This window comes from Streptomyces sp. NPDC090499 (assembly GCF_044769305.1).
Lineage (GTDB): Bacteria > Actinomycetota > Actinomycetes > Streptomycetales > Streptomycetaceae > Streptomyces.
The window spans coordinates 620,815-643,777 of sequence record NZ_JBIVXP010000001.1 but is presented as its reverse complement, the minus strand read 5'-3'; the positions used below and the strand labels follow the sequence as shown (position 1 = coordinate 643,777).

The window sequence follows — 22,963 nt, the reverse complement described above, 5'->3', positions numbered from 1 at the left end:
CCACAGCGAGGCGAGGCGATAGATGAGCGCGACGTTCGGCGGCCCGAGCGGCCGGCAGGGCAGACTCTCCCAGTGGCTCCGCGGCCGCCGCCCGAAGCAGGCGGCCACCACCGACGACCCGGGCCGCGCGGCGCTGCTGCTCGCCGCCGCCGAGGCGGGCCTCCCGCTGGCCCCCGCCGCGCACCCCGCCCCCGGCTACGGCTGCTCCTGCGACCGCGTCGGCTGTCCCACCCCGGCCCGGCACCCGGTGTCGTTCGCGTGGCAGACGCAGTCCACCACCGACCGGGCCCAGATCGAGCGCTGGGCCCGGCACCAGCCGCAGGCCAACTTCATCACCGCGACCGGCATGACCCACGACGTCCTGGACGTGCCCCTGGAGGCCGGGCAGGAGGCGCTGGAGCGGCTGCTCGCGGGCGGCGTCGAGGTCGGCCCGGTCGCCGAGAGCGACGACGGCCGCCTGCTCTTCTTCACCCTCACCCGCGGCACCCCCGAGGACGAGGACGAGTGGTGGCCCTGCGAGCTGGACTGCCGCCCCGAGACCATGGACGAGCACCCGGGGCTGCGCTGGCACTGCCGGGGCTCCTACGTCCTCGTTCCGCCCGCCAGGCTGCCCGGCGGCGACGGCGACCGGCGGGTGCACTGGGTACGCGGCCCCGAGCACGCGCTCCCCGACCCGCTGAGCCTGCTGGAGATCCTCACGGACGCCTGCGGCCGCTATGCGGGCGAGGAGGCCGATCAGGTGGGCGCGGTCTGGTAGGCGCACCGTGGGAAGCGCCGGGTCGTCGGTCGGCTGCGGCGCCGTGGGGGCTGGTCGCGCCCACGCGGCGGAGCCGCACATTGATACAGCCCCGCGCCCCTGGCGGGGCGCTGATTCCGGGGGGCGTTGTTCAGGAGCCCTGTGCGGAGGTCAGGCCCTGGATGCGGCCGAGGATCGAGATCTTTCCGGTGCCCGCCGGGTCGAGTGCGACCTGGTTGGAGACGAACTGCATGGTCAGGGACTGCTTGATCTCGCCCTTGGTGAGGGCCTTGACGCTGAGGTTCGGGGTCGGCACGGAGGTGCCCGCGGCCGCCGTCTCCTTGGCGTAGTAGCGGGTGGTGAAGAACACCGCCGCCCCGCCGTCGGCGGTGCGCAGGGCGAGCGGCGCGTAGTCGCCCTCGGTGAGCGGCTCGTCGATGTACTGGGTGGCCAGGCCCGGCTTGGTGGACTTCTTGCGGTCGGTGCGCCAGCCGCTCGTGTGCACGCCGTCCGCGAAGGCGGTGCCGCCGCTCTTCAGGTACGTGGCGTAACCCCGGCTCAGGTCGCCCGGGGAGACGGCGAGTTGGGCGCTGTTCGCCGGCACGTCCTCGGCCCAGCCGTCCTTGTCGGTGGTGAACTTCGGTACGGCGTCCGGCGCGACCAGCGTCAGGTACGCCACCTGGAACGGCTGGGAGAGGCTGTTGCGGGTGAAGACCAGCAGCCAGCGTTCGTCGCCGCCCTTGTTGCCGTGCGCGTCGGCGACGAACCAGCGCGGCCAGCCGGCCTTCTTCGGGATGGTGTACGTGACGTCGTCGAACTGCAGCGCCGAGTGGGCGGAGTTGCCGGCCGGGCTGTTGGCGTGCCCGGCCTTCAGGCGCGCGGAGTCGATGTCGGCGAGGGCGCCGGTCGTGTAGTCCGCGTCCAGGGAGCCGTCGTAGGCCTTGTCGGCCTTGTTGTAGGCGTCCGTGAACTGCCGGAGCGCCTTGGCGGCCTCGGCGCGGGTGGTGCTGGGGAGCACCTCGCGCTCCCCGTGCACCACCACGCAACCGCTCGCCGTCAGCGACAGGGCGGTCAGCGAGACCGCCATGAGCGCGTTCCGATCACGCCGGCGGAGTCTGCGGAGCCGTCGAGGGGCGCGATCCCTGTTCGTCAGATGCGTCCTCAGCTGCGTCCTCAGGTGCGTCATCAGGTGCCTTCACCTTCCCCTTCCCGGAGCCGAACCCTACCGGGGCGAAGAAGAGTGCGAGTGTCGGGACCAGGTACAGCAGCCACACCGTGACCTGGAGCACGGTCGGGTCCGGCTGGAAGTTGAACACGCCCTTCAGCAGCGTGCCGTACCAGCTGTCCGGCGGGACGGTGCCGCTGATGTCGAAGGCCTGGCTGGTCAGGCCCGGGATCCAGTCGGCCTCCTGGAGGTCGTGGAAGCCGTACGCGAGCACGCCCGCCGCGACCACGACCAGCATGCCGCCGGTCCAGGTGAAGAACTTGGCCAGGTTGATACGCAGCGCGCCCCGGTAGAACAGCCAGCCCAGGAACACCGCGGTGGCCAGGCCCAGCGCCACGCCGATCAGCGGGCGCGGGGTGCCGTCGCTCGCCGCGTGCACGGAGGCCCACACGAACAGCGCGGTCTCGAGGCCCTCCCGGCCGACGGCGAGGAAGGCGGTGGCGACGAGCGCGCCGGTCCCCATCGCGAGAGCCGCGTCCAGCCTGCCGTGCAGCTCCGCCCTGAGATGCCGGGCGGTGCGGCGCATCCAGAACACCATCCAGGTCACCAGGCCCACCGCGACGATGGACAGGGACCCGCCGAGCGCCTCCTGTGCCTGGAACGTCAGCTCCTGGGAACCGAATTCGAGCGCGCACCCGAAGCCCATGGCGATCAGCACCGCCACCGCGATGCCGGTCCAGATCGGCTTCAGGGCGTCCGTGCGCCCGGTCTTGACCAGGTAGGCGATGAGGATGCAGACGACGAGCGAGGCCTCGAGGCCTTCCCGCAGCCCGATCAGGTAGTTGGAGAACACGGCTCACGCCCCTTCGGAGAACAGCGTCCGGCCCCACCAGTCGTCCTTGTCCCGGACGCCGGGCGGGACCGCGAAGACCGCCGAACCCACGTGCTGGATGTACTCGTTGAGCGCGTCGGACGCCGACAGCTTGCGCTGCAGCGGGATGAACCCCTTGCGCACGTCACGCATGTAGGCCAGGAAGAACAGCCCGGCGTCGAGCCGCCCGAGACCGTCGGTGCCGTCCGTGAACGAATAGCCCCGGCGCAGGATGGTGATCCCGCCGTTGGAGTCGGGGTGCGCGAGGCGCACATGGGCGTCGGGCTTCATGGCTTTCAGGAACGGCTCGTCGTGCTCCTTGGCCTTGCCGACCGGAGCGCCCTCGCCCTTGTCCCGCCCGAAGACGTCCTCCTGCTCCTGGAGCGAGGTCCGGTCCCAGGTCTCGATGTTCATGCGGATGCGCCGGGCGACGAGATACGACCCACCGGTCATCCAGTCGGATCCGTCCCCGTCACCCGCCCATACGAACTTCTTCAGCCGGTCGGTCTCGGTCCCCGCGATGTTGCGGGTGCCGTCCTTGAACCCCATGAGGTTGCGGGGGGTCTGGGCGTCCGGGGTCGTGGACGAGGTCTTCCCGAAGCCGAGCTGGGACCAGCGGACGGCGACCTTGCCGAAGCCGATCCGGGCGAGGTTGCGGATGGCGTGCACGGCGACCTGCGGATCGTCGGCACAGGCCTGGATGCAGAGATCACCCCCGGTACGGGACGAGTCGAGGTTGTCCCCGGGGAACTTCGGCAGGTCGACGAGCGCGGCGGGCCGCTGTCCGCCGAGCCCGAACCTCTCGAAGAAGGACGGCCCGAAGCCGATCGTCAGCGTCAGCCGGGACGGCTTGAGCCCGAGGGCCTCGCCGGTGTCGTCCGGGGGCGCCTCGGCGAGCCCGCCGTACGCGCCCTCGCCGACGGCGCTGCCCGCGGTCATCCGCCGGGCCGCGGCCGTCCAGTCCTTCAGCAGCTGCACGAACTCGGCCCGGTCGTCGGTCTTCACGTCGAACGCGGCGAAGTGCAGCCGGTCCTGGACGGGGGTGGCGATACCGGCCTGGTGGGCGCCGTGGAACGCGACGGCCGTGGTGGTGGGTTCGGTGTCGCCGCCGCCGGACTCGGCCGCGGCCACCGCGCCCCCGGCCACGGCGGCGCCGAGCGCGAGCCCGGCCCCGCCCCAGCCGATGACCGCCCGACGCGACGGATTCGCTGTGTCAGTCATGGCCCGCCCCTACTTGACCACGGTCGCGGCGAGCTTGGACAGCGGCTCCGCGAGGGCGTTGACCGCGTCGGAGAGCTCCTTCTGCTGGGCCTTGGTGACCTTGTCGTACGACACGAAACCGTCCGAGGTGGCGGTCGTGCGGTACTTGTCGAGCAGCGTGTCCAGCGCGGCGAACTGCTTGTCCAGTTCCGTGGTGAGTGCCGCGTCGTTCTTCTGCGCGACCGGCTTGAGCAGCTCGTACGCCTTCTGCGCGCCGTCGACGTTGGCCTTGAAGTCGCTCAGGTCGGTGTGCGAGTAGCGGTCCTCCTCGCCGGTGATCTTGCCGGTGGCGACCTCGTCGAGGAGCTCCTTGGCGCCGTTGGCCATGGAGGTCGGGGTGATCTCGGCCTTGCCGACCCGCTTCTGCCAGTCCTTCAGGTCGGTGAGCAGCTCATCGGCGAGGGCCTGCTGCTCGGCGCCGGCCTTCTTGTCCACCCACAGCGCCTTCTCCAGCGCGTGCCAGCCGGTCCACTTCTGGCCCTTCTCCAGGTCGTTGACGCGCGTGTCGGTCTTGGGGTCGATGTCCCCGAACGACTCGGCGATCGGCTCGGTGGTCTCCCAGCCGACCCGGGAGGGGGCGTAGGCGTCCTTGGCGGCCTGGATGTTCCCGGCCTTGACGGCGTTGACGAACGTCTCCACCTTCGGGATCGTCGCGTCGGCCTGCTCCTGGGCGTACTCGCGGTAGGCGGCGACGGCCGCGTCCAGCTTCGGGTCGCGCTTGGCGACCGTGCCGCCGGTGACGGTCAGCTTCTGCCGCACCCCGTGCCCCTTCATCCCGGGCCGGCAGGCTATTTCGTACGATCCCGCCTTCACCTCGGCGGTCAGCGTGTACTTGGTCCCCGGACCGATGTTCTCCTTCTCCGAGACGATCCGGTCGTCCGGGAAGAGGATCTCGACCTCGGTGGCCTTCGACCCCGTGTTCTCGATGGCGAGCGTGACGTGCCCGGCCGGAACCGACTTGGCCGACGTCTCGCACTTGGCGTCGGCGGCGGTGACCTGGATCGCGTCGTCGCCCTTGGCGTCGCTCTTCGCCGTGCAGGCCGAGAGGGCGGTCAAGGCGGCCACGGTGGCGGCGGCGGTGACGGTGAGTCGGACGGCACGCATGCAGGCTCCAAGCTGGGATGGTGTGGTGAGGCTGGCCTAACTTACCTGAGGCTTACCTCACTCATACCCGGGCGGGTGGTGATTCACCAGACACAGAAAGATCACAGATACGGCTTGATATCGGTGACTCAAAACAAACCCCAAGGGTTGGTAAAGGGAAGGTCAAGCGGTGCGCTTCGGTGCGACCACGACGGCTCCCGTCCGCGGATGCGGAAACACCTCCACCGCCTGGTCGTAGACCTCCGACAGCAACCGCTCCTCGAACACCTCGGCGGGCGGGCCGTCGGCGGCGACACCGGCGCGTTCACCGCGTCCTTCGCGGGGTGCAACTTCGTCGGCCACCGGGAGGCGAACGGCGCCTACCGGCTGGACCTCACCTTCAGCCGCCCCACCGTCCGCATCTCCGGCCCGGCCGGCACGCTCTACCTGGACGTCACCAGCAAGGCGAAGGGCACCGGGACGGTCACGACGTCCACGCAGGTGCCCTTCGCCTCCCTCGCCCTCGGCGGCGTCGGCATGAAGGGCGCCGGCACCCCGACCGCCACCGCCTCGGACACCACCGGCGCGGCGAGCGGCGGCGTGGCCTCGACGACAGGAGGCACGGGCGGCACGGGCGACGCCCTCGCCGCCACCGGCTCGGCCCTCCCGGCCACCGCCCTCGGCGCGGCCGCCGCCGTCACCGCGGCCGCGGGCGCGGGCGTCGTGTACGCGATGCGCAGGCGCCGTACCGAGGGGTGAGGCCGCGAGTGCTTCAATGCCGCTGTGACTGATTACGACGTGCTGCGTGTCTTCTGCGCGGCGAACGGCGGCTACGGCAACGAACTGGGGGTCGTCCGGGACGGCTCCGTGCTGCCCGGCCGGGACGACCGGCAGGCGCTGGCGGCGAAGCTCGGGTTCAGCGAGACCGTGTTCGTCGACGACCCCGAGCGCGGGGTCGTCGACATCTACACCCCCACCCTGCGCCTGCCGTTCGCCGGGCATCCCTGCGTCGGCACGGCGTGGCTGCTGGACGTGCCCGAACTGGTCACCCCGGCCGGCGTGGTCGGCGCCCGGCTGGACGGGGAGTTCAGCTGGATCGAGGCGCTCCCGGAGTGGGTCCCGCCGCGCACCCTGCGCCAGTACGCCAGGGCCGCCGAGGTCGACGCGCTGCCGGTGCCCGCGCCGGGGGAGTGGATCTACGCCTGGGCGTGGGAGGACGAGTCGGCCGGGCGGGTCCGCGCCCGCGCCTTCCCCGGCCGCAACGACGGCATCGACGAGGACGAGGCCACCGGCGGGGCGGCGCTGCTGCTCACCGCGCAGCTGGGCCGGGCCCTGAACATCACCCAGGGCCGGGGTTCGCAGATCCTGACCGCACCGCAGCCCTACGGCTGGGTGGAGATCGGCGGGCGGGTCCTGCTGGAGGGCGAGGAGAAGCAGCCGCGGCCCGGCCGGTGATCAGCCGGTGACCGACCTGTCCGCGCGCCCGCGCCGCAGGTAGTACCAGGTCATGTTGGACGACAGACCCGTCAGCAGCACCCAGACCACGCCGATCAGCCAGCTGCCCTGGACGAAGGAGACGACGGCGGCGACGACCGCGAGGACGCAGACGACCAGGGCGTACAGGGCGAGGCGGGGCATAGGGGTCGCTTTCTCATGACGGGGGGACACTGCCGGCAGCCACCAGTGTCCCCCATCCGCTCAGACGTCCGTGACCCGGAGCCCGGCGTGTGCCTTGTAGCGGCGGTTGACCGAGATCAGGTTCGCGACCAGCGACTCCACCTGGTGGGCGTTGCGCAGCCGCCCCGCGAAGACGCCGCGCATCCCCGGGATCCGCCCGGCCAGCGCCTGCACGGTCTCGACGTCGGCCCGCACCTCGCCGAGCACCATCACGTCGGTGTCGATCTCCTCGATCTCCGGATCCTGGAGCAGCACCGCGGAGAGGTGGTGGAAGGCGGCCGTGACCCGCGAGTCCGGCAGCAGCGCCGCGGCCTGCTCCGCCGCGCTGCCCTCCTCCGGCTTGAGCGCGTAGGCGCCCTTCTTGTCGAAGCCGAGCGGGTTGACGCAGTCCACGACCAGCTTGCCGGCCAGCTCCCCGCGCAACGACTCCAGCGTCTTGCCGTGCCCGTCCCACGGTACGGCGACGATCACGAGGTCGCTGCGGCGCGCGCACTCGGCGTTGTCGGCGCCCTCGACACCGTGCCCGAGCTCGTCGGCGGCGGCCTGAGCGCGCTCGGCGGCCCGCGAACCGATGATCACCTTCTGGCCGGCGCGGGCCAGCCGGTAGGCGAGGCCCTTGCCCTGCGGGCCGGTGCCGCCGAGCACACCCACCACCAGACCCGAGACGTCGGGCAGGTCCCAGGGGTCCTTGGCGGGGGCGGGAGCCCGGTCGGCCGCCGGCTGCTGTGCACTGTCGGTAGAGGTCATGGGCCGACTCTACGTCCGGGCCGGCGGCCGTACCCGGCCAGGCCCGGTCAGGTGAGCCGGTTCACGGGCACCCGGCGGAACGTGATCGTCGTGTACGCGCTGAAGTCGCCCGTCTCGTACAGCAGCCCGACCGTGGCCGCGTCGATCCGGGTCAGGTCGGAGTAGGCGGCGGGCAGCCCGTCGACCGTGTACACGGCCCGCCAGGTGGTACCGCCGTCGGCGGAGGCGCGGACGGTCATCAGGGCGCGGGCCGCCGGATCGCCCGGCCCGGAGTACAGCAGCACGTCGGGATCGCGGAGTTGGAGCACGCTCGCCTGGCAGACCGGGGCGGTCAGCCCGGCCTGTGGCCGGAAGGGCTTCACGAGGGTGCGCCCGCCGTCCGCCGAGTGGGCGTCGGCCCTGTTCCCCGGTGCCGGGGAATCGTTGCGCGTGTTGAAGTAGACGCGCCCGTCGGGCAGTTCGGCGGCGGTGGTCTCGTTGACGTTGATGTACCCGTCGGTGTTCTCGTCGAGGTAGCCGAGGTACCAGGTCGCCCCGTGGTCGTCGCTGAGCAGGCAGTGCCCGCTGTTGTACCTGCCCTCGGTGCCGTTGTCCGTCCCGGTGGGCGGCAGGGTGTGGTTGGCGGCCACGACGACCCGTCCCGAACGCAACTGGATCGCGTGCCCGGGCGTGGTGGCGTACCACCGCCACCCGGCCTTCTTCACGGACTGGGTGATCTCCACCGGCGCGGACCAGGTCACCCCGTCGTCGTCGCTGTGCTGCACCCACACCCGCCGCCCGTCGGCGTCGGACACCTGCCCGCGCAGGATGGCGTCCTCGGTGGCGGAGGCGGCGCTGCGCACGTGCACCAGCAGGATGCGGCCGGTGTCGAGCACGACGGGAGCGGGGTTCCCGGCGAGATCGGTCCCGTTGCTCGCCGCCACCTGGAGCGGCCCCCAGGTCCGGCCGCCGTCCGCCGACCTCTTCAGCACCACGTCGATGTGCCCGTAGTCGGCCGCGGAGTTCACTCTCCCCTCGCAGAAGGCGAGCACGGTGCCCGCCCGGGAGACCACCACCGCCGGGATCCGGAAACTGGCGTAGCCCTCTTTGCCCGCGCGAAAGGGAATGCTTGCTTCTGCGTCACTCATGGGCCGCCTCCTCCCCGGGTCGGGCGAATTCGGGGTGAACTCCACGTCACGAGTGTCCGATTGCGGCAGTATGCGGAGGCATGGACGCAGTACGGGTCGCGTTGTTGCGTGAAGTGCTTGCCGGGACCGAGTGGTTGACCGCGACCCGGAGGTTCGCGGGCGCGCTGCGGGGCTCGGTGGTGACGCACGGCGGCGGGCTGCTCCTGGTCGGCACGCCGGAGTACGAGCCGTGGCACCTCGCCGCGCACCTCGTCGACGAGGCGGCGTGGTCCGGTACGCCGGAACTGGCGCCGACCCTCGTACGGCACGACGCCCGCCCCACCGACCCGGCGCACCTCGCGGTCGGCCCCGGCCGTATCGAGGCGGCCCGCCGGGGCGAGACGCTGCTCGTGGTGGCGCCGGGAGACGCCGGACCCCTCCTGGAGCGAGTGCACACCGCCCGCCGGGCCGGCGCGACGGTCCTGACCCTCTCCACCACCACCGACGACGCGCTGACCGCCATGGCCCACGAGACCCTCACCGTCCCCGAGGCCGCGGAACTCGACCTGGACACCGTCCAGCACCTGGTCAGCGCGGCGACCGGAGAGAACGGCCCCTCCCCTCGGAGGCGCCGCCGCTTCCGCGACCGCCTCGCCCGCCTGGCGGAGACGGTGACGGCTCCACCGCCGACCCCGTGGTGACGTCCCGCCCGCTGCGACGGAAGCGTGGGGAACCAAGGCGGGACCTGCGTCCATGGATGCCGGCTGCGGGCGCGCGGTGGTTGCTCGCGCAGTTCCCCGCGCCCCTTCAGGGCGCGTCGGTGCAGCGCCCCTTCAGCGGCGCGGGGAACTGCGCGACCGGCCCCCACCGGCCCGCACCCGGCGGAAAAGCGGTTGAGGCAAGGCGCCCAGCCGTTCAACATGTCCCACCGTGAGCCTCCTCCCCGACCTAGCCCCCTGGAGGGCCTCCGTCGACTTCCGGCGGCTGTGGGTCTCCGGTCTGATCAGCAACTTCGGGAGCTTCCTGACGTTCGTCGCGCTCCCGGTGCAGATCAAGGACCTCACCGGTTCCGCCGCCGCCGTAGGCGCCGTCGGCGCCGTCGAACTGCTCCCGCTCATCGTGTTCGGCCTGTACGGCGGCGCTCTCGCCGACGCCCTCGACAAGCGCAAGCTGATCGTCCGGACCGAGGCCGCTCAGGGGCTGCTCAGCGCGGGTCTGCTGGTCAACGCCCTGCTGCCGCACCCGGCGGTGTGGCCGCTGTACGCGGTCGCGGCCCTGGGCTCCGCGCTCGTCTCGGTCCAGCGCCCGGCCCTCGACTCCCTGCTGCCGCGGATCGTCGCCCACGACGACCTCCCGGCCGCGGCGGCCCTCAACTCCTTCCGCTGGACGGTCGGCGGCGTCGCGGGCCCCGCCGTCGCCGGCCTGGTCGTGGCGTACGCGGGCCTCGGCTGGGCGTACGGCGCCGACCTCGTGACGTTCGTCGTCTCCGTCGCCCTGGTCGTCGGCATCGCGCCGTCCCCGGCGTCCCACGAGGCCGCGAGGCCCTCCCTCCGCTCGATCGCCGAGGGCGCCCGCTACGCCTGGCACCGCAGGGAACTCCTCGGCACCTACGCGGTCGACCTCGCGGCGATGTTCCTGGCGATGCCGCTCGCCGTGCTGCCCTTCCTCGCCGACGAGCTGGACGCGGACTGGTCGCTCGGCCTGATGTACGCGAGCATCCCGGCCGGTTCCCTCCTCGTGGGCCTGGTCAGCGGCTGGACCTCACGGGTGCGCAGGCACGGGCGGATGGTGGTGCTGTCGGCCGCGCTGTGGGGCCTCGCGATCGCCGCCGCCGGTGCCGTGGCGAACGTATGGCTGGTGCTCCTCCTCCTCGCCGTCGCCGGCGGCTGCGACATGGTCAGCGGGATCTTCCGGGCCGCGATGTGGAACCAGACGATCCCCGACGAGCTGCGCGGCCGCCTCGCCGGGATCGAACTGCTGTCGTACTCCGTGGGTCCCACCCTCGGCCAGGTCCGCTCCGGCGGCATGGCCGGATGGCTCGGCGTGCGGGCGTCCGTCGGCGCGGGCGGCCTGCTCTGCACCGGCGCGGTCGGCCTGTTGGCCCTGTGCCTGCCCGCCCTGATGTCCTACGACGCGCAGACGAACGAACACGCCGTACGTCTGCGCGCCCGGCGCACCGCCGAAGCCGCGACGGGTGCCGTGCCCACCGGGCCTTCCTGATCAGCCCTCGTCCGAGGAGTCCCCCGCCGGCGCGTCGTGCCACCGCGGGTCGTTCTCCCACTGGAGGTTGCGCTCCCGCGCCATGTCCATCGCGTGCTCGGCCTCCGCACGGGTGGCGTAAGGGCCGAACCGGTCCTTGGCGGGGCACTCGGGCCCCTCCTCGACCTTCTGATGCTGCAGGCAGTAGTACCACTCGCCCGCCTTCGCGACGGTCCGCTTCTTGAACAGGGCCATGACCGGCTCCTTTCGCCATCCACATGTTCCCCCATGCCCGCTGGTTAGACTCGCTGGCATGTCTGGCCAGTCGCTGCTCGTACCAGGGGAGCTCTCTCCCACCCGTTCGGTACCCGGAAACATCCGCCGCCCCGAGTACGTCGGCAAACCCGCGCCGACCCCGTACACCGGGCCCGAGGTGCAGACCCCGGAGACCATCGAGGCGATGCGGATCGCCGGCCGTGTCGCCGCGCAGGCGATGGAGGAGGCCGCGAAGATCATCGCGCCGGGTGTCACGACGGACGAACTCGACCGGGTGGCGCACGCGTACATGTGCGACCACGGGGCCTACCCGTCCACGCTCGGCTACCGCGGCTTCCCCAAGTCCCTGTGCACCAGCGTCAACGAGGTCATCTGCCACGGCATTCCGGACTCGACGGTGCTCCAGGACGGTGACATCGTCAACCTGGACGTGACCGCGTACATCGGCGGGGTGCACGGCGACAACAACGCCACCTACCTGGTCGGAGAGGTCGACGACGAGAGCCGGCTCCTTGTCGAGCGGACCCGGGAGTCCCTGAACCGGGCGATCAAGGCGGTCCGGCCGGGCCGGCAGATCAACATCATCGGCCGGGTCATCGAGTCGTACGCGAAGCGCTTCGGCTACGGGGTGGTCCGTGACTTCACCGGACACGGCATCAGCTCGTCGTTCCACTCGGGGCTGATCATCCCGCACTACGACAGCCCGCACGCGACGACCGTGATGCAGCCCGGGATGACCTTCACGATCGAGCCGATGCTGACGCTTGGGACGCACGAGTACGACATGTGGGACGACGGCTGGACCGTCGTCACCAAGGACCGCAGGCGGACCGCGCAGTTCGAGCACACGCTGGTGGTGACGGACACCGGCGCGGAGATCCTGACCCTGCCGTAGGCCGCCGACGTCAGGCCCGCCCTCCCTCGGAGGGCGGGCCTTTTTCCGGTACGCTTTTACCGACATGGTGTCGGTAACTTTACCGACGAAGTGTCGGCAAGGACATTGACTTAGGTAAGCCTTACCTTAGAGGATGTTGCCCATGGACTCCTTCTCGACACTCATCCGCACCGCGTCCCACGAGCAGCACGTGGCGGCGGAGACCTCGACGTTCATGAGCGACCTGCTGGGCGGCCGGCTCGGCGTGGAGGCGTACGCCCGCTACACCGAGCAGCTGTGGTTCGTGTACGACGCGCTGGAGAGCGGCGCGGCCGGGCTGCTGGCCTCGGACCCGGTGGCCGGGCCGTTCGTGCGGCCGGAGCTGCACCGGCTGGCGGCGCTGGAGCGGGACCTGGCGCATCTGCGCGGGGCCGGCTGGCGGACGGGTCTCACCGCGCTGCCCACGACGGAGGAGTACGCGGCGCGGGTGCGGGAGTGCGCCGAGCGGTGGCCCGCCGGTTACGTCGCCCACCACTACACCCGCTACCTCGGCGACCTCTCCGGCGGCCAGATCATCCGCGACCGGGCCGAGCGGACCTGGGGGTTCGAGCGCAAGGGCGACGGCGTCCGGTTCTACGTCTTCGAGGGCATCGCCAACCCGGCCGCCTTCAAGCGGGGTTACCGCGAACTGCTGGACGCGGTGGACGCGGACGACCTGGAGAAGCAGCGCGTCGTCGCCGAGTGCAAGCGGGCCTTCGCCCTCAACACGGCGATGTTCCGGGAACTGGGCGAGGAGTTCCCGCTGTCGGCGTGACGGCGCGGGGGACTACCCCACGCTGGAGCAGTACGGGTCCGTCGTCTGCCAGAAGCGGTACAGGTTCTGCCCGCAGTACTGCGCGTCCTCGTCCACGCCCAGGTGACGCAGCAGCGCGTCGATCACGTCGAAGAACGCGCTGTTGATCGACGGCACCCACAGCAGCGCGAACACGAAGAGCAGACCGAACGGGGCGAACGGCTCCACCTGGCGCTTGATGTTGTACGACAGCCAGGGCTCGATCACGCCGTAGCCGTCGAGCCCCGGCACCGGCAGGAAGTTCAGGATCGCGGCCGTGACCTGGAGCAGGGCGAGGAAGGCGAGCGCGAAGCGGAAGTCGCTCGGGACGCCGTCCAGGGCGTCGAGCCAGAAGGGGGCGGTGCAGACGGCGGCGAACAGGACGTTCGTCAGCGGACCGGCGGCGGAGATGAGGCTGTGCCGCCAGCGGCCCCTGATCCGGCTGCGCTCGATGAAGACCGCGCCGCCCGGCAGGCCGATCCCGCCCATGATCACGAACAGCACCGGGAGCACGATGCTCAGCAGGGCGTGCGTGTACTTCAGGGGGTTCAGGGTCAGGTAGCCCTTCTCGCCCACCGTGATGTCCCCGCCGTGCAGGGCGGTGCGCGCGTGCGCGTACTCGTGCAGGCAGAGCGAGACGATCCAGGCCGCCGTCACGAACAGGAACACGGCGACCCCGGGCTGCTCGGCGAACCCGGACCAGGTGGCCCACCCGGTGACCGCGGTGACGGCGAGGATCCCGACGAACACGGGACTGATCCGCCGGTCACTGGGGCGGGTGGTGGTGGCGGTCATGGCGGGGGGCTCCCGGGGCGCGTCGGTGGAGGTGGCGTGCGGGGTAGACCGTACAGGTGACAGGTGAAGAACGTCCTGCGGGCGGCCGGAGGTTCCTGTTAGTCGTTACGCTGATATCGAGTCGAACGAGGAGGTGCTCATGACGATCGCAGAGGGATGGGTCGAACTGGTCCAGGACCGGATCGAGGTCCCGCGCAGCGCGCGCCTCCGGCTGACGGAGAACGGGCTCACTGTGGTACCAGTCACCTTTGCGCACAGGACGACGCAGCGGCGCATCGAGAACCAGATCGAGCAGCGGTTGCCGGGCTGGGTCGCGACGAGTGAATTCTCTGTCGTTCCGCCCCGGGAGGGCTACAAGCCCGAACCGGATGCCACGGCGATCCCGCTCGACCTGGTCCAGACGGACAGGAGCGACATCAGCGAGGAGCTGCTGCCCTTCGTGGTCGAGGTCGTCTCACCGGAGAGCAAGAACCGCGACTACAACACGAAGCCGAGCCACTATGCCCTGCGCGGTATCCCGGCCTATCTGATCGTCGATGTGCTCTCCGCTCGGTGGACCCTGCTGACCCGCCCCGAAGACGGCGAGTACCAGCACGAGGAGTCCGGCGTGTTCGGCGACCAGATCTCCATTCCCGTCGCCGACCGGACCCTCACCCTGGACTCCTCCGAGTTCGTCCGCATCTGAAACCCGCAGGCGGCGTCCGGGCGTCCCCAGGGACAATGGACCCCGTGCGCTACGCGATCCTCGGCACCACCCAGGCACTCCGCCCCGACGGCACGGCCGTCCCCGTGGGCGGGGCACGGCTGCGTGCCCTGCTGACCGTGCTGGCGCTGCGGCCCGGCCGCGCGGTGCCCGCCGGGCTGCTCGTCGACGAGGTCTGGGGCGACGAGCCGCCGGCCGACGCCGGCGGCGCGCTCCAGGCCCTGGTCGGCCGGTTGCGCAGGGCGCTCGGCGCGGACGCCGTCGACTCCACCGACGGCGGCTACCGGCTCGCCGCCGCCCCCGACGACGTCGACCTGCACCGCTTCGAGCGGCTCACCGGCGAGGGCCTGCGCGCCCTCGCCGACGGCGACCCCGCCAAGGCGGCCACCGTCCTCGACGACGCCCTCGCCCTGTGGCACGGCCCGGCCCTCGCCGACCTGCCCGACCGCACCGCCGAGGCGGCCCGCGTCGACGTCCGCCGCCTGGACGCCCTGCGCGCCCGGCACACCGCCGCCCTCGCCCTCGGCCAGGCCGAGCAGTCCCTGCCCGAGCTGACCGCCCTGTGCGACGCCCACCCCCTCGACGAACCCCTCCAGGCCCTGCGCCTGCGCGCCCTGCACAGCACCGGCCGCACCGCCGAGGCGCTGGCCGCCTACGACGACGTACGCCACCTCCTCGCCGACCGCCTCGGCTCCGACCCGGGCCCCGAGCTGCGGGGCCTGCACGGGGAGCTCCTCGACCCGGCACCCGCGCCGGACGCGCCGGCCCGGCCCGGCAACCTGCGCGCCCGGCTCACCTCCTTCGTCGGGCGCGAGGCCGACATCGAGGCCATCCGGGGCGACCTCGCCGCCGCCCGGCTGGTCACCCTGCTCGGGCCCGGCGGGGCCGGCAAGACCCGGCTCTCGCAGGAGGCCGCCGAGACCGTCCGGTACGCCGCCCGGGACGGCGTCTGGCTGGCCGAGCTGGCCCCCGTCGACGACCCGGCCGACGTCCCCGAAGCCGTGCTCAGCGCGCTCGGCGCCCGCCAGGCCGTGCTGTACGGCGGCGGCGCCGAGACCATGCGGGCCGCCGCCGACCGGCACGACGACCCCGTCGAGCGGCTCGTCGAACACTGCGCCCGGCGCCGGATGGTGCTCGTCCTCGACAACTGCGAGCACGTCGTCGACGCGGCGGCCGACCTGGCGGCCCGGCTCCTGGAGCGCTGCCCGGAGCTGACGATCCTCGCCACCAGCCGCGAACCCCTCGGCGTACCGGGGGAGTTGCTGCGCCCGGTGGAGCCGCTGCCCGAGCCGGTGGCGCTGCGGCTGCTCGCCGAGCGGGGCGCCGCGGCCCGCCCCGGTTTCACGGTCGACGCCGACGCCGGGACCGCGGCGGCCTGCGCCGAGATCTGCCGCCGCCTGGACGGGCTGCCCCTCGCCATCGAACTGGCCGCGGCCCGGCTGCGGATGCTGACCCCGCGCCAGATCGCCGACCGGCTGGACGACCGCTTCCGGCTGCTCACCTCCGGCAGCCGCACGGTGCTGCCCCGCCAGCAGACCCTGCGCGCGGTCGTCGACTGGTCCTGGGACCTGCTGGACGCCGGTGAACGCGCCGTCCTCGGCCGCCTCTCCCTCTTCGCGGGCGGCTGCGACCTGGCCGCCGCCGAGGCCGTCTGCGGCCCCGCCGCCCTCGACGCGCTCGGCTCCCTGGTCGACAAGTCCCTGGTGGTGGCGGCCCCTTCGGGGGAGGCCGCGGGCGGCGGGATGCGCTACCGGCTTCTGGAGACCGTCTCCGAGTACGCCGGTGAGCGCCTCGACGAGAGCGGCGAGCGCGCCGCCGCCGAGCGCGCCCACCTCACCTACTACCGTGAACTCGCCCGCACCAACGAGCCGTTGCTGCGCGGCGCCGGCCAGCGGGCCGCCATCGCCCGGCTCCAGCTGGAGTACGAGAACCTGCGCACCGCACTGCGGCACGCCATCGCCCTGCGGGACGAGCAGGAGGCGCTCTGCCTGCTCCACTCCCTGTTCTGGTACTGGCAGATGCACGACCAGCGGATCGAGACCCGCACCTGGTGCGCCGATGTCATGGCTCTGGGACCCGACCCGTTCGAGGCACCGCTGCGCCGGGCCGAACCGGTGTGGCAGCGCTGCACCGACACCCCGCCGCCGTACACCGGCGAGCTCCTCACCGAGGCCCGGCGCGGCCTGCACCTGGCCCACATGGCCTGCATGGACACCGAGTTGGACGTCTGGCAGACGCCCGAGGCGCAGGCGAAGCTGCGCGCCGTCACCGAGGTCTACGAACCCGGCATGCCGCAGACCTGCCGGGCTCCGGGCATGTTCTGGTTCTTCGCCGTGATACTGACCGGCGGCATGGACCGGCTGCGCGAGATCCTCGACGCCGGCGTCCGCACCTGCCGCGAGACCCCCGGCTACGAGTGGGAACTGGCCGGGAGCCTCGCCATGCGCGCCAACCTGCTCGCCAACCGCGCCGCCTGGGCGGGCGACGCCGCCCGGGACGCCGACGAGGCACTGGAGATCTTCCGGCGCCTCGGGGACGACTGGGGCACCGCCGAGGCCTTCTCCGGGCGCGCCGAGGCCCGGGAGCGCAGGGGCGACTACCTGGCGGCGGCCGTCGACTACGAGGCCGCCATCGAACGGGTCGGCCTGCTCGGCGCCCGCTCCCAGACCGCCGTGCTGAACGCCCGCCTCGGCAGCGTGCTGATCGAGTCGGGCGACACCGAGCGCGGGGAACGGCTGCTGCGCCAGGTCATCGCCGACAACGAGAGCCTGAGCAACGAGGCGATGCCCGCCGCCCGGCTCTTCCTCACCACCTGGCTCCTGATCAGCGGCCGCGTCCCGGAGGCCCGCGAGCAGGTCCGGCTGCTGCGCAGCGAGTTCAAGATCTCCCACTTCGTCGTCTTCGACGCCCTGATCCTCACCCAGGAGGCCTGGGTGGACGCGCTCGACGACCTGCACGCGGCGGCCCTGGCCAAGCTGCGGGACGCGCTGCGGCTCGCCGCCGACCCGCTGAGCGAGGCCATCACCCCGCATCTGCCGTCCGTCTGCCTGACCGTCGCCGCGGTCGCCCTGGCCGGCCTCGACGGGGGCGTGCGCGCCCTGGACGCCGCCCGCTGTCTGGGCGCCGCCGACGCCCTGCTGCCGCCCGGCCACCTCCAGGTCGGCCTGGAGCGCACCGCACGCGACCGCTCCGAGGTCCGCGTCCGGGCCGCCCTCGCCGACGACACCGCCTACGAGGCCGCGTACGCCGAGGGCGGTGGCCTCTCCCGCGCGGAGGCCACCGCCCTGCTCTGAGCTGTCCGGCCGAACGTCAGCTCTTCGTCCGGAACTTGTAGATCGCGTACGGCGCCGCGATCGCCGTGATCCCCACCGACCAGCCCAGCGTGATCCACAGGTCGTGGGCGACCGGGCCGCCGACCATCAGTCCGCGCGCCGCGTCGGCGAGCGTGGACAGCGGGTTGTAGTCGGTGAAGGCCTGCAGCCAGCCCGGCATCGACTTCGTCGGCGCGAAGATCGACGAGCCGAACTGCAGCGGGAACAGCACCAGGAACCCCATGGCCTGCACGGACTGGGCGTTCTTCAGGATCACGCCCAGGGTGAGGAACACCCACATGATCGAGGAGGCGAACACCGCGGACAGGCCCACGGCGGCGAACAGCCCGCCCCAGTGGTTGATGTGGAACCCGACGAGCACGGCGACGATCATCAGCACGGCGGTCGCGAACAGCATCCGCACCAGTTCCACCGAGATCTTCGCGAACAGCACCGAGCCGCGCCCGATCGGCAGCGACCGGAACCGGTCCATCACACCGGAGTTGAAGTCCTGGCTGAACCCGGTGCCGACGCCCTGCGAGAGCGTCATGCTCATCATCGCGATCATGCCCGGGATGACGTACTGGACGTAGCCGTCCTGGCCGCCGCCGAGCGCCTGCCCGATCGAGCCGCCGAAGACGTACACGAACAGCAGCGTGAAGACGACCGGCATCAGCAGGGCGTCGAACATCGACTCGGGGTCCTGCCGGATCCACAGCAGGTTGCGGCGGATCAGGGCCCCGGTGTGCCGGAGGTGCCCGCGCAGCGGGATCCGGACGTCGGAGGCGGTGGCGGTGGTGGCGGTGGCGGTCGTGGCGCTCATACGGCGACCTCCTGACGGTCGTCGGCGGTCTTGGCGTCCTGCGGGGCACTGGCGCGGTGGCCGGTGAGGGACAGGAACACCTCGTCCAGGCTGGGCAGTTCGGTGACGATGGAGCTGATGGTGATACCGCGGGCGGTGACGGCGCCGACCACGGCGGTCAGCTGCTCGTCGCTGAGGATCGGCACCAGCAGCGTGCCGTTCTCCGCGTCCACGGTGGTACCGGCGAGCCCGGTGATGCCCAGCTCGTCGATCATGGCGGCGAGCGGCCGGACCTGCAGCGGGTCCACGGGCCGCACCCGCAGGGTCCGCCCGCCGACCTTCGCCTTCAGCTCCTCCACCTTGCCGCCGGCGATGACCTTCCCGCGGTCCACGACGGTCAGCTCGGAGGCGAGGTACTCGGCCTCCTCCATGTACTGGGTGGTCAGCAGCACGGTCACCCCGTCGCCGACCATGGCCTTTACCTCCTGCCACACCTCGTTGCGGGTGCGCGGGTCGAGTCCGGTGGTGGGCTCGTCCAGGAACAGCACCTGGGGGTGCCCGATCATCGAGGCGGCGAGGTCGAGGCGGCGGCGCATACCACCGGAGTAGGTGCTCGCCGGGCGCTTGGCTGCCTCGGTCAGCGAGAACCGCTCAAGCAGCTCGTCGGCCCGAGCCCGCGCGTCCTTCCTCGGCAGGTCGAGGAGGCGCCCGATCATGTACAGGTTCTCCCAGCCCGGCAGCTTCTCGTCCACGGAGGCGTACTGCCCGGTCAGCCCGATCACCCGGCGCAGCTGGCGGGGCTGGCGCAGCACGTCGTACCCGGCGACGGTCGCCTCTCCCGCGTCGGGCTGCAGCAGCGTGGACAGGATCCGCACCAGGGTGGTCTTGCCGGCCCCGTTCGGCCCGAGCACACCCATCACGGTGCCCTGGCGGACGTCCAGATCAACTCCGTCGAGTGCCTTGGTGTCGCCGTAGTGCTTCACCAGCCCCCGTACGGACACGGCGTTGTTGTCGATTCGCGTCATGGGAAGTACGGTGCCAGGCCCCACCGACAAACCACCGACAGGCCGCCGACACCGACCGACAGTCTGCCGATAGCCCACCGATAAACCATCGATAGCTCGCCGAGTGCCCGGCGAGCTATCGGCGACGGACGGCATCGCGGGCGGACGGCATCGCGGGCGGACGGCATGGAGGCGTCGGGCGGACCGCTCCTGTCACCGGGCGGGTTCGACCCGGCGAAGAGTGCGGAACACCTCCGGGGTCGTCCAGCCGCGCAGCGTGGCGTGCACCGCCGAGCGGAACGCGACCTCGGCCGTGGCGGCGTCGAGGGCCCCGGCCAGTTCGAGAGTCACGAGCCCGTGCAGGGTTCCCCAGATCGACAGGGCGATCGCCGTCGCGTCGCCGGCGAGGACGGACGCCGTCAGGGCGCGGTCGATCGCCGCGAGGAGCGGACGGACCGGGTCACCGGTACCGGCCTCGCCCGACGGGTCGAAGGCCTGCACACCACCGAACAGCACCGTGTACAGGTGGCTGTGTCCGCATCCCCAGCGACGGTAGGCGACGGCCAGCGCGTAGAGGTCGGTGAGTGGGTCCGCGGAGGTCTGCACCGCCGACAGGTCCTGGAACAGGCCGGCGACGGCTCTGTCGCGCACCGCGCCGATCAGCCCGTCCTTGCCGCCGAACAAGGAGTACACCGCCGTCGTCGACGCCTCGGCGGCGGCGGCCACGGCGCGGACCGTGACCGACTCCCGCGGACGGGTGGCGAGCAGCTCGGTCGCGCACTCCACGAGCCGGTCTCCGACGGCCTCGTCGTTCGTTCTGGGCCTGCCCACGGTCAGCAGCCTACCGCTTCTGATAACGTCGTTTTGAAACAGCGTTCTGAAATTGTCGGAGGTCCGCCGTGCCCACGTCCGCGATACGCCTCGTCCGCTTCAGCGGACGCTTACTCCTCGCCCTGGCCGCCGTCGCGACGCTGGTCGTCGTCTTTCTCGCCCTGGTCGCCGTCACGGACGGGGCGGGTTCGGGGCTCGCCGCGTGGTCGGCCACCCTCGGGACCGGGACCGTCCTCGGGCTGTGGCGGGGCCGGCACCGCGCGCACGGCGGCCGGCCGGCGCGGCTCGTGCCGTTCCTGCCGGTGATCGTCGCGGCGGCGCTGACGGCGACGGTCTGCGTCCCGACCGTGCCGACGTCCCGGCGGTACCCGCCCGCCCTGCCCTTCGTGGCCACGCAGCACTGGAGCCTGGCCACCGGCAGCCGGGTGGCGGTGTACCACTACCCGCCCGCGAACCCCGGCACCCGGCACCCCGTCCCGCTCGTGTACCTCAACGGCGGACCGGTCCGCGGCATCTCGGTGCTCGACCACACGTTCCTGCGGCTCCTGGCACGCCAGGGCTACGACGTCTACGCCTACGAACAGGCCGGTGGCGGACGGAGCGACCTCCTCCCCATGAGGCAGTACACGGTCTCCAGGTCGGTCCGCGACCTCGCCGCCTTCGTCGACCGCCTGGACAAGGGCAAGGTCGACATCCTCGGGTTCTCCTCGGGCGGGGCCGTGCTCACCCGCGCCCTGGCCGACCCGGGCGTCGCCGCCCGCCTGCACCGGGCGGTCATCGCCGAGCCCGGCCCCATGGACGGCCCCACCGCACGCATCGCCGGGCACAAGGGCCGACAATCCGCACGCGGCCTCGCGCCGGGCCCGACCGGACCGCGTTCGACGCACGTCCCCCGGTACGCCGTGGCCTTCGGCCTCATGCGGCTCGGCCTCCTCAGCCCCGGCACCGGACTGGTCGGACAGGCCGAAGGCGTCAACGCCTTCACCGCCGCGGACCTCGGCAGCGACACCGCATCCGCGTACTGCGCGCGCGACGCGCACCGCATCCCCGCCGAGGACACCGTACGGAACTTCTCCTTCAGCCCCGCCGCCAGCCTCCGCATCCAGCAGACGGTCAAGGACTCGCCCTCCATCGCCCCGCAACTGAGGCGCTCCCGGACCCCCGCGATGCTGATGATCGCCGAGTGCTCCTCCCAGGTCCGTCAATGGGAGACCACCGTCCTCGCCGATGACCCCGCCGTCCTGCGCACGCAGTACATGCCCGGAGTCGGACACCACATGTGGAACGGCCTCGACGACAACAACGACCGGGCCGTCGCCGTCATCACCGCGTTCCTTCAGGGCAAGCCGGCCCCCTTGCCGAACTACCCGACCCGCGACGAGATCCCTGTCTTCCTCCGCGATCACAAATGAAGACGCTTCGGCGGTGCCCTGATGCACCGACCCGTGGTCTCGTCCGGAACCGTCCGGTGCCGGCGCGCGGAGGGGACCCGCGCCCCGCACCGACTCCGTCACCCGGTAGAAGCCCCGACGTGTTGCAGGCCGCAACTCTGCGCGCCGGGTCCGGCGGAGTCCACTGTGCCGGGTCCGGCGGAGTCCGCCAGGACGCGGGACAGCCCGCCGACGGGGGAAGATCGGCGGGCTGTCCTTGGTGTTGCCGCAGTGGCTCTGGGTTCTCCGGTGGTCCTAGTGGACGGAGTGCTCCTCCAGCGGGAACGTTCCGCCGACGACGTCCTCCGCGTACGCCTTGGCCGCGTTGCCCATGACCTCGCGCAGGTCCGCGTACTTCTTCACGAACTTCGGGACCCGGCCCGAGGTCAGGCCGAGCATGTCCGTCCAGACCAGGACCTGTGCGTCGGTGTCGGGACCGGCGCCGATGCCGACGGTCGGGATGTGCAGCACCCGGGTCACCTCGGCGGCGATCTCCGCCGGGACCAGTTCGAGCACGACCGCGAACGCGCCCGCGTCCTGGACCGACTTGGCGTCGCGCAGCAGCTGCTGGGCCGCCTCCTCGCCGCGGCCCTGCACGCGGTAGCCCATCGCGTTGACGGACTGCGGGGTCAGGCCGATGTGCGCCATCACGGGGATGCCGGACTCGACGAGCAGCCGGATCTGGTCGTGCGAACGCTCGCCGCCCTCCAGCTTGACCGCGCCGACACCGGCCTCCTTCACCAGCCGGGTCGCCGAGCGCAGCGCCTGCACCGGGCCCTCCTGGTAGGAACCGAAGGGGAGGTCGCCGACGATCAGGGCGCGCTGGGTGCCGCGGACCACGGCCGCCGACAGCATCGTCATCTCGTCGAGGGTCACCGGGACCGTCGACTCGTACCCCAGGTGGCAGTTGCCGGCCGAGTCGCCGACCAGGAGCACCGGGATGCCGGACTCGTCGAAGACGGAGGCGGTCATCGCGTCGTACGCGGTGAGCATGGGCCACTTCTCGCCGCGTTCCTTGGCGAGGGCGATGTCGCGAACCGTGATGCGGCGGGTGCCCTTCCCCCCGTACAGCGCCTTGCTGCCGTCGGAGGGGCTGTTCTGCACAGTCTGGGCAGCCGAAAGCTGCGTCATGACAACGGCTCCTTCAAGTCATCTCGAGGCACCCTTACGGTGTCCCCGGATCCCTCTCATGGTGGCACTTCGTGCCGCCGACGGCCAGAGGACCCCCGTGTGATCCGTCGGTCACCGTCCGCCCCGCGCC

Annotated in this window: 23 protein-coding genes; 10 read left to right on the top strand and 13 right to left on the bottom strand. The window is 72.0% G+C overall.

Features of this window, described 5'->3' with window-relative positions:
* Positions 1-22: 22 nt before the first annotated feature.
* Complete coding sequence (locus ACIQVL_RS02925) at positions 23-757, top strand: bifunctional DNA primase/polymerase (RefSeq protein ID WP_403430886.1); 735 nt, start codon at positions 23-25, stop codon at positions 755-757.
* A gap of 130 nt (positions 758-887) precedes the next feature.
* Here ACIQVL_RS02925 and ACIQVL_RS02920 read toward each other — a convergent pair whose 3' ends face one another.
* The 4 genes from ACIQVL_RS02920 to efeO are packed head-to-tail and all read right to left on the bottom strand — an operon-like array spanning position 888 to position 5,136.
* The gene (locus ACIQVL_RS02920) at positions 888-1,823 is read right to left on the bottom strand and encodes a hypothetical protein (RefSeq protein WP_403474103.1); all 936 of its coding nucleotides are present in this window, start codon (positions 1,821-1,823) and stop codon (positions 888-890) included.
* Between the two features lie 13 nt (positions 1,824-1,836).
* The gene (efeU, locus tag ACIQVL_RS02915; protein WP_403430891.1) at positions 1,837-2,754 is read right to left on the bottom strand and encodes an iron uptake transporter permease EfeU; all 918 of its coding nucleotides are present in this window, start codon (positions 2,752-2,754) and stop codon (positions 1,837-1,839) included.
* Between the two features lie 3 nt (positions 2,755-2,757).
* A complete protein-coding gene (gene efeB / locus ACIQVL_RS02910) occupies positions 2,758-3,993 on the bottom strand; it encodes an iron uptake transporter deferrochelatase/peroxidase subunit (RefSeq protein ID WP_403430894.1) in 1,236 nt (411 codons plus the stop codon).
* Between the two features lie 9 nt (positions 3,994-4,002).
* Positions 4,003-5,136, bottom strand: a complete 1,134-nt coding sequence (gene efeO / locus ACIQVL_RS02905) for an iron uptake system protein EfeO (protein ID WP_403430897.1) — start codon at positions 5,134-5,136, stop codon at positions 4,003-4,005.
* 207 nt (positions 5,137-5,343) lie between these two features.
* Between efeO and ACIQVL_RS02900 the strand changes: the two genes are divergently transcribed.
* A complete protein-coding gene (locus ACIQVL_RS02900) occupies positions 5,344-5,874 on the top strand; it encodes an HtaA domain-containing protein (RefSeq protein ID WP_403474102.1) in 531 nt (176 codons plus the stop codon).
* 24 nt (positions 5,875-5,898) lie between these two features.
* Positions 5,899-6,570 carry a PhzF family phenazine biosynthesis protein gene (locus ACIQVL_RS02895; RefSeq protein ID WP_403430903.1) on the top strand — a complete coding sequence of 224 codons (672 nt, stop codon included), beginning with the start codon at positions 5,899-5,901 and terminating at the stop codon, positions 6,568-6,570.
* Here ACIQVL_RS02895 and ACIQVL_RS02890 read toward each other — a convergent pair whose 3' ends face one another.
* The 3 genes from ACIQVL_RS02890 to ACIQVL_RS02880 are packed head-to-tail and all read right to left on the bottom strand — an operon-like array spanning position 6,571 to position 8,666.
* Complete coding sequence (locus ACIQVL_RS02890; RefSeq protein WP_403430906.1) at positions 6,571-6,753, bottom strand: hypothetical protein; 183 nt, start codon at positions 6,751-6,753, stop codon at positions 6,571-6,573.
* Positions 6,754-6,813: 60 nt separating this feature from the next.
* The gene (npdG, locus tag ACIQVL_RS02885; RefSeq protein ID WP_403430909.1) at positions 6,814-7,539 is read right to left on the bottom strand and encodes an NADPH-dependent F420 reductase; all 726 of its coding nucleotides are present in this window, start codon (positions 7,537-7,539) and stop codon (positions 6,814-6,816) included.
* 47 nt (positions 7,540-7,586) lie between these two features.
* Positions 7,587-8,666, bottom strand: a complete 1,080-nt coding sequence (locus tag ACIQVL_RS02880) for an exo-alpha-sialidase (protein ID WP_403474101.1) — start codon at positions 8,664-8,666, stop codon at positions 7,587-7,589.
* Between the two features lie 80 nt (positions 8,667-8,746).
* On the opposite strand from ACIQVL_RS02880, the gene ACIQVL_RS02875 reads away from it, so the two are divergent.
* Entirely contained in the window at positions 8,747-9,346 is a 600-nt protein-coding gene (locus ACIQVL_RS02875) for a hypothetical protein (RefSeq protein ID WP_403474100.1), read from the top strand.
* Positions 9,347-9,575: 229 nt separating this feature from the next.
* Entirely contained in the window at positions 9,576-10,865 is a 1,290-nt protein-coding gene (locus tag ACIQVL_RS02870) for an MFS transporter (RefSeq protein ID WP_403430915.1), read from the top strand.
* Here ACIQVL_RS02870 and ACIQVL_RS02865 read toward each other — a convergent pair whose 3' ends face one another.
* Positions 10,866-11,099 (bottom strand): hypothetical protein, encoded by a 234-nt coding sequence (locus ACIQVL_RS02865; protein ID WP_403474099.1) that lies wholly within the window; start codon positions 11,097-11,099, stop codon positions 10,866-10,868.
* 58 nt (positions 11,100-11,157) lie between these two features.
* Here ACIQVL_RS02865 and map point away from each other — a divergent pair, with 58 nt between their 5' ends.
* The gene (gene map, locus ACIQVL_RS02860) at positions 11,158-12,015 is read left to right on the top strand and encodes a type I methionyl aminopeptidase (RefSeq protein WP_403474098.1); all 858 of its coding nucleotides are present in this window, start codon (positions 11,158-11,160) and stop codon (positions 12,013-12,015) included.
* A gap of 142 nt (positions 12,016-12,157) precedes the next feature.
* Complete coding sequence (locus ACIQVL_RS02855; protein WP_403474097.1) at positions 12,158-12,808, top strand: heme oxygenase (biliverdin-producing); 651 nt, start codon at positions 12,158-12,160, stop codon at positions 12,806-12,808.
* Positions 12,809-12,820: 12 nt separating this feature from the next.
* On the opposite strand, the gene ACIQVL_RS02850 is transcribed toward ACIQVL_RS02855, so the two are convergent.
* On the bottom strand, positions 12,821-13,621 hold the full coding sequence (locus ACIQVL_RS02850) for a site-2 protease family protein (RefSeq protein WP_403474096.1): 801 nt from the start codon (positions 13,619-13,621) through the stop codon (positions 12,821-12,823).
* Between the two features lie 139 nt (positions 13,622-13,760).
* On the opposite strand from ACIQVL_RS02850, the gene ACIQVL_RS02845 reads away from it, so the two are divergent.
* Positions 13,761-14,306 (top strand): Uma2 family endonuclease, encoded by a 546-nt coding sequence (locus ACIQVL_RS02845; RefSeq protein ID WP_403430925.1) that lies wholly within the window; start codon positions 13,761-13,763, stop codon positions 14,304-14,306.
* Positions 14,307-14,341: 35 nt separating this feature from the next.
* The gene (locus tag ACIQVL_RS02840) at positions 14,342-17,617 is read left to right on the top strand and encodes a BTAD domain-containing putative transcriptional regulator (RefSeq protein ID WP_403474094.1); all 3,276 of its coding nucleotides are present in this window, start codon (positions 14,342-14,344) and stop codon (positions 17,615-17,617) included.
* Between the two features lie 16 nt (positions 17,618-17,633).
* Here the strand turns inward: ACIQVL_RS02840 and ACIQVL_RS02835 are convergent, their stop codons facing one another.
* The 3 genes from ACIQVL_RS02835 to ACIQVL_RS02825 all read right to left on the bottom strand — a co-directional run bounded on the left by ACIQVL_RS02835 (position 17,634) and on the right by ACIQVL_RS02825 (position 20,272).
* A complete protein-coding gene (locus ACIQVL_RS02835) occupies positions 17,634-18,458 on the bottom strand; it encodes an ABC transporter permease (RefSeq protein WP_403474093.1) in 825 nt (274 codons plus the stop codon).
* Positions 18,455-19,462, bottom strand: a complete 1,008-nt coding sequence (locus tag ACIQVL_RS02830; protein WP_403430931.1) for an ATP-binding cassette domain-containing protein — start codon at positions 19,460-19,462, stop codon at positions 18,455-18,457. The genes ACIQVL_RS02835 and ACIQVL_RS02830 overlap by 4 nt, the downstream gene beginning before the upstream one ends.
* A 192-nt stretch (positions 19,463-19,654) precedes the next feature.
* The gene (locus ACIQVL_RS02825; RefSeq protein WP_403430934.1) at positions 19,655-20,272 is read right to left on the bottom strand and encodes a TetR/AcrR family transcriptional regulator; all 618 of its coding nucleotides are present in this window, start codon (positions 20,270-20,272) and stop codon (positions 19,655-19,657) included.
* A gap of 68 nt (positions 20,273-20,340) precedes the next feature.
* Between ACIQVL_RS02825 and ACIQVL_RS02820 the strand changes: the two genes are divergently transcribed.
* Complete coding sequence (locus ACIQVL_RS02820) at positions 20,341-21,684, top strand: alpha/beta fold hydrolase (protein WP_403474092.1); 1,344 nt, start codon at positions 20,341-20,343, stop codon at positions 21,682-21,684.
* A 273-nt stretch (positions 21,685-21,957) separates the two neighbouring features.
* On the opposite strand, the gene panB is transcribed toward ACIQVL_RS02820, so the two are convergent.
* Positions 21,958-22,833, bottom strand: coding sequence for a 3-methyl-2-oxobutanoate hydroxymethyltransferase (gene panB / locus ACIQVL_RS02815; RefSeq protein ID WP_403430939.1), 876 nt, complete (start codon positions 22,831-22,833; stop codon positions 21,958-21,960).
* Between the last annotated feature and the right edge of the window lie 130 nt (positions 22,834-22,963).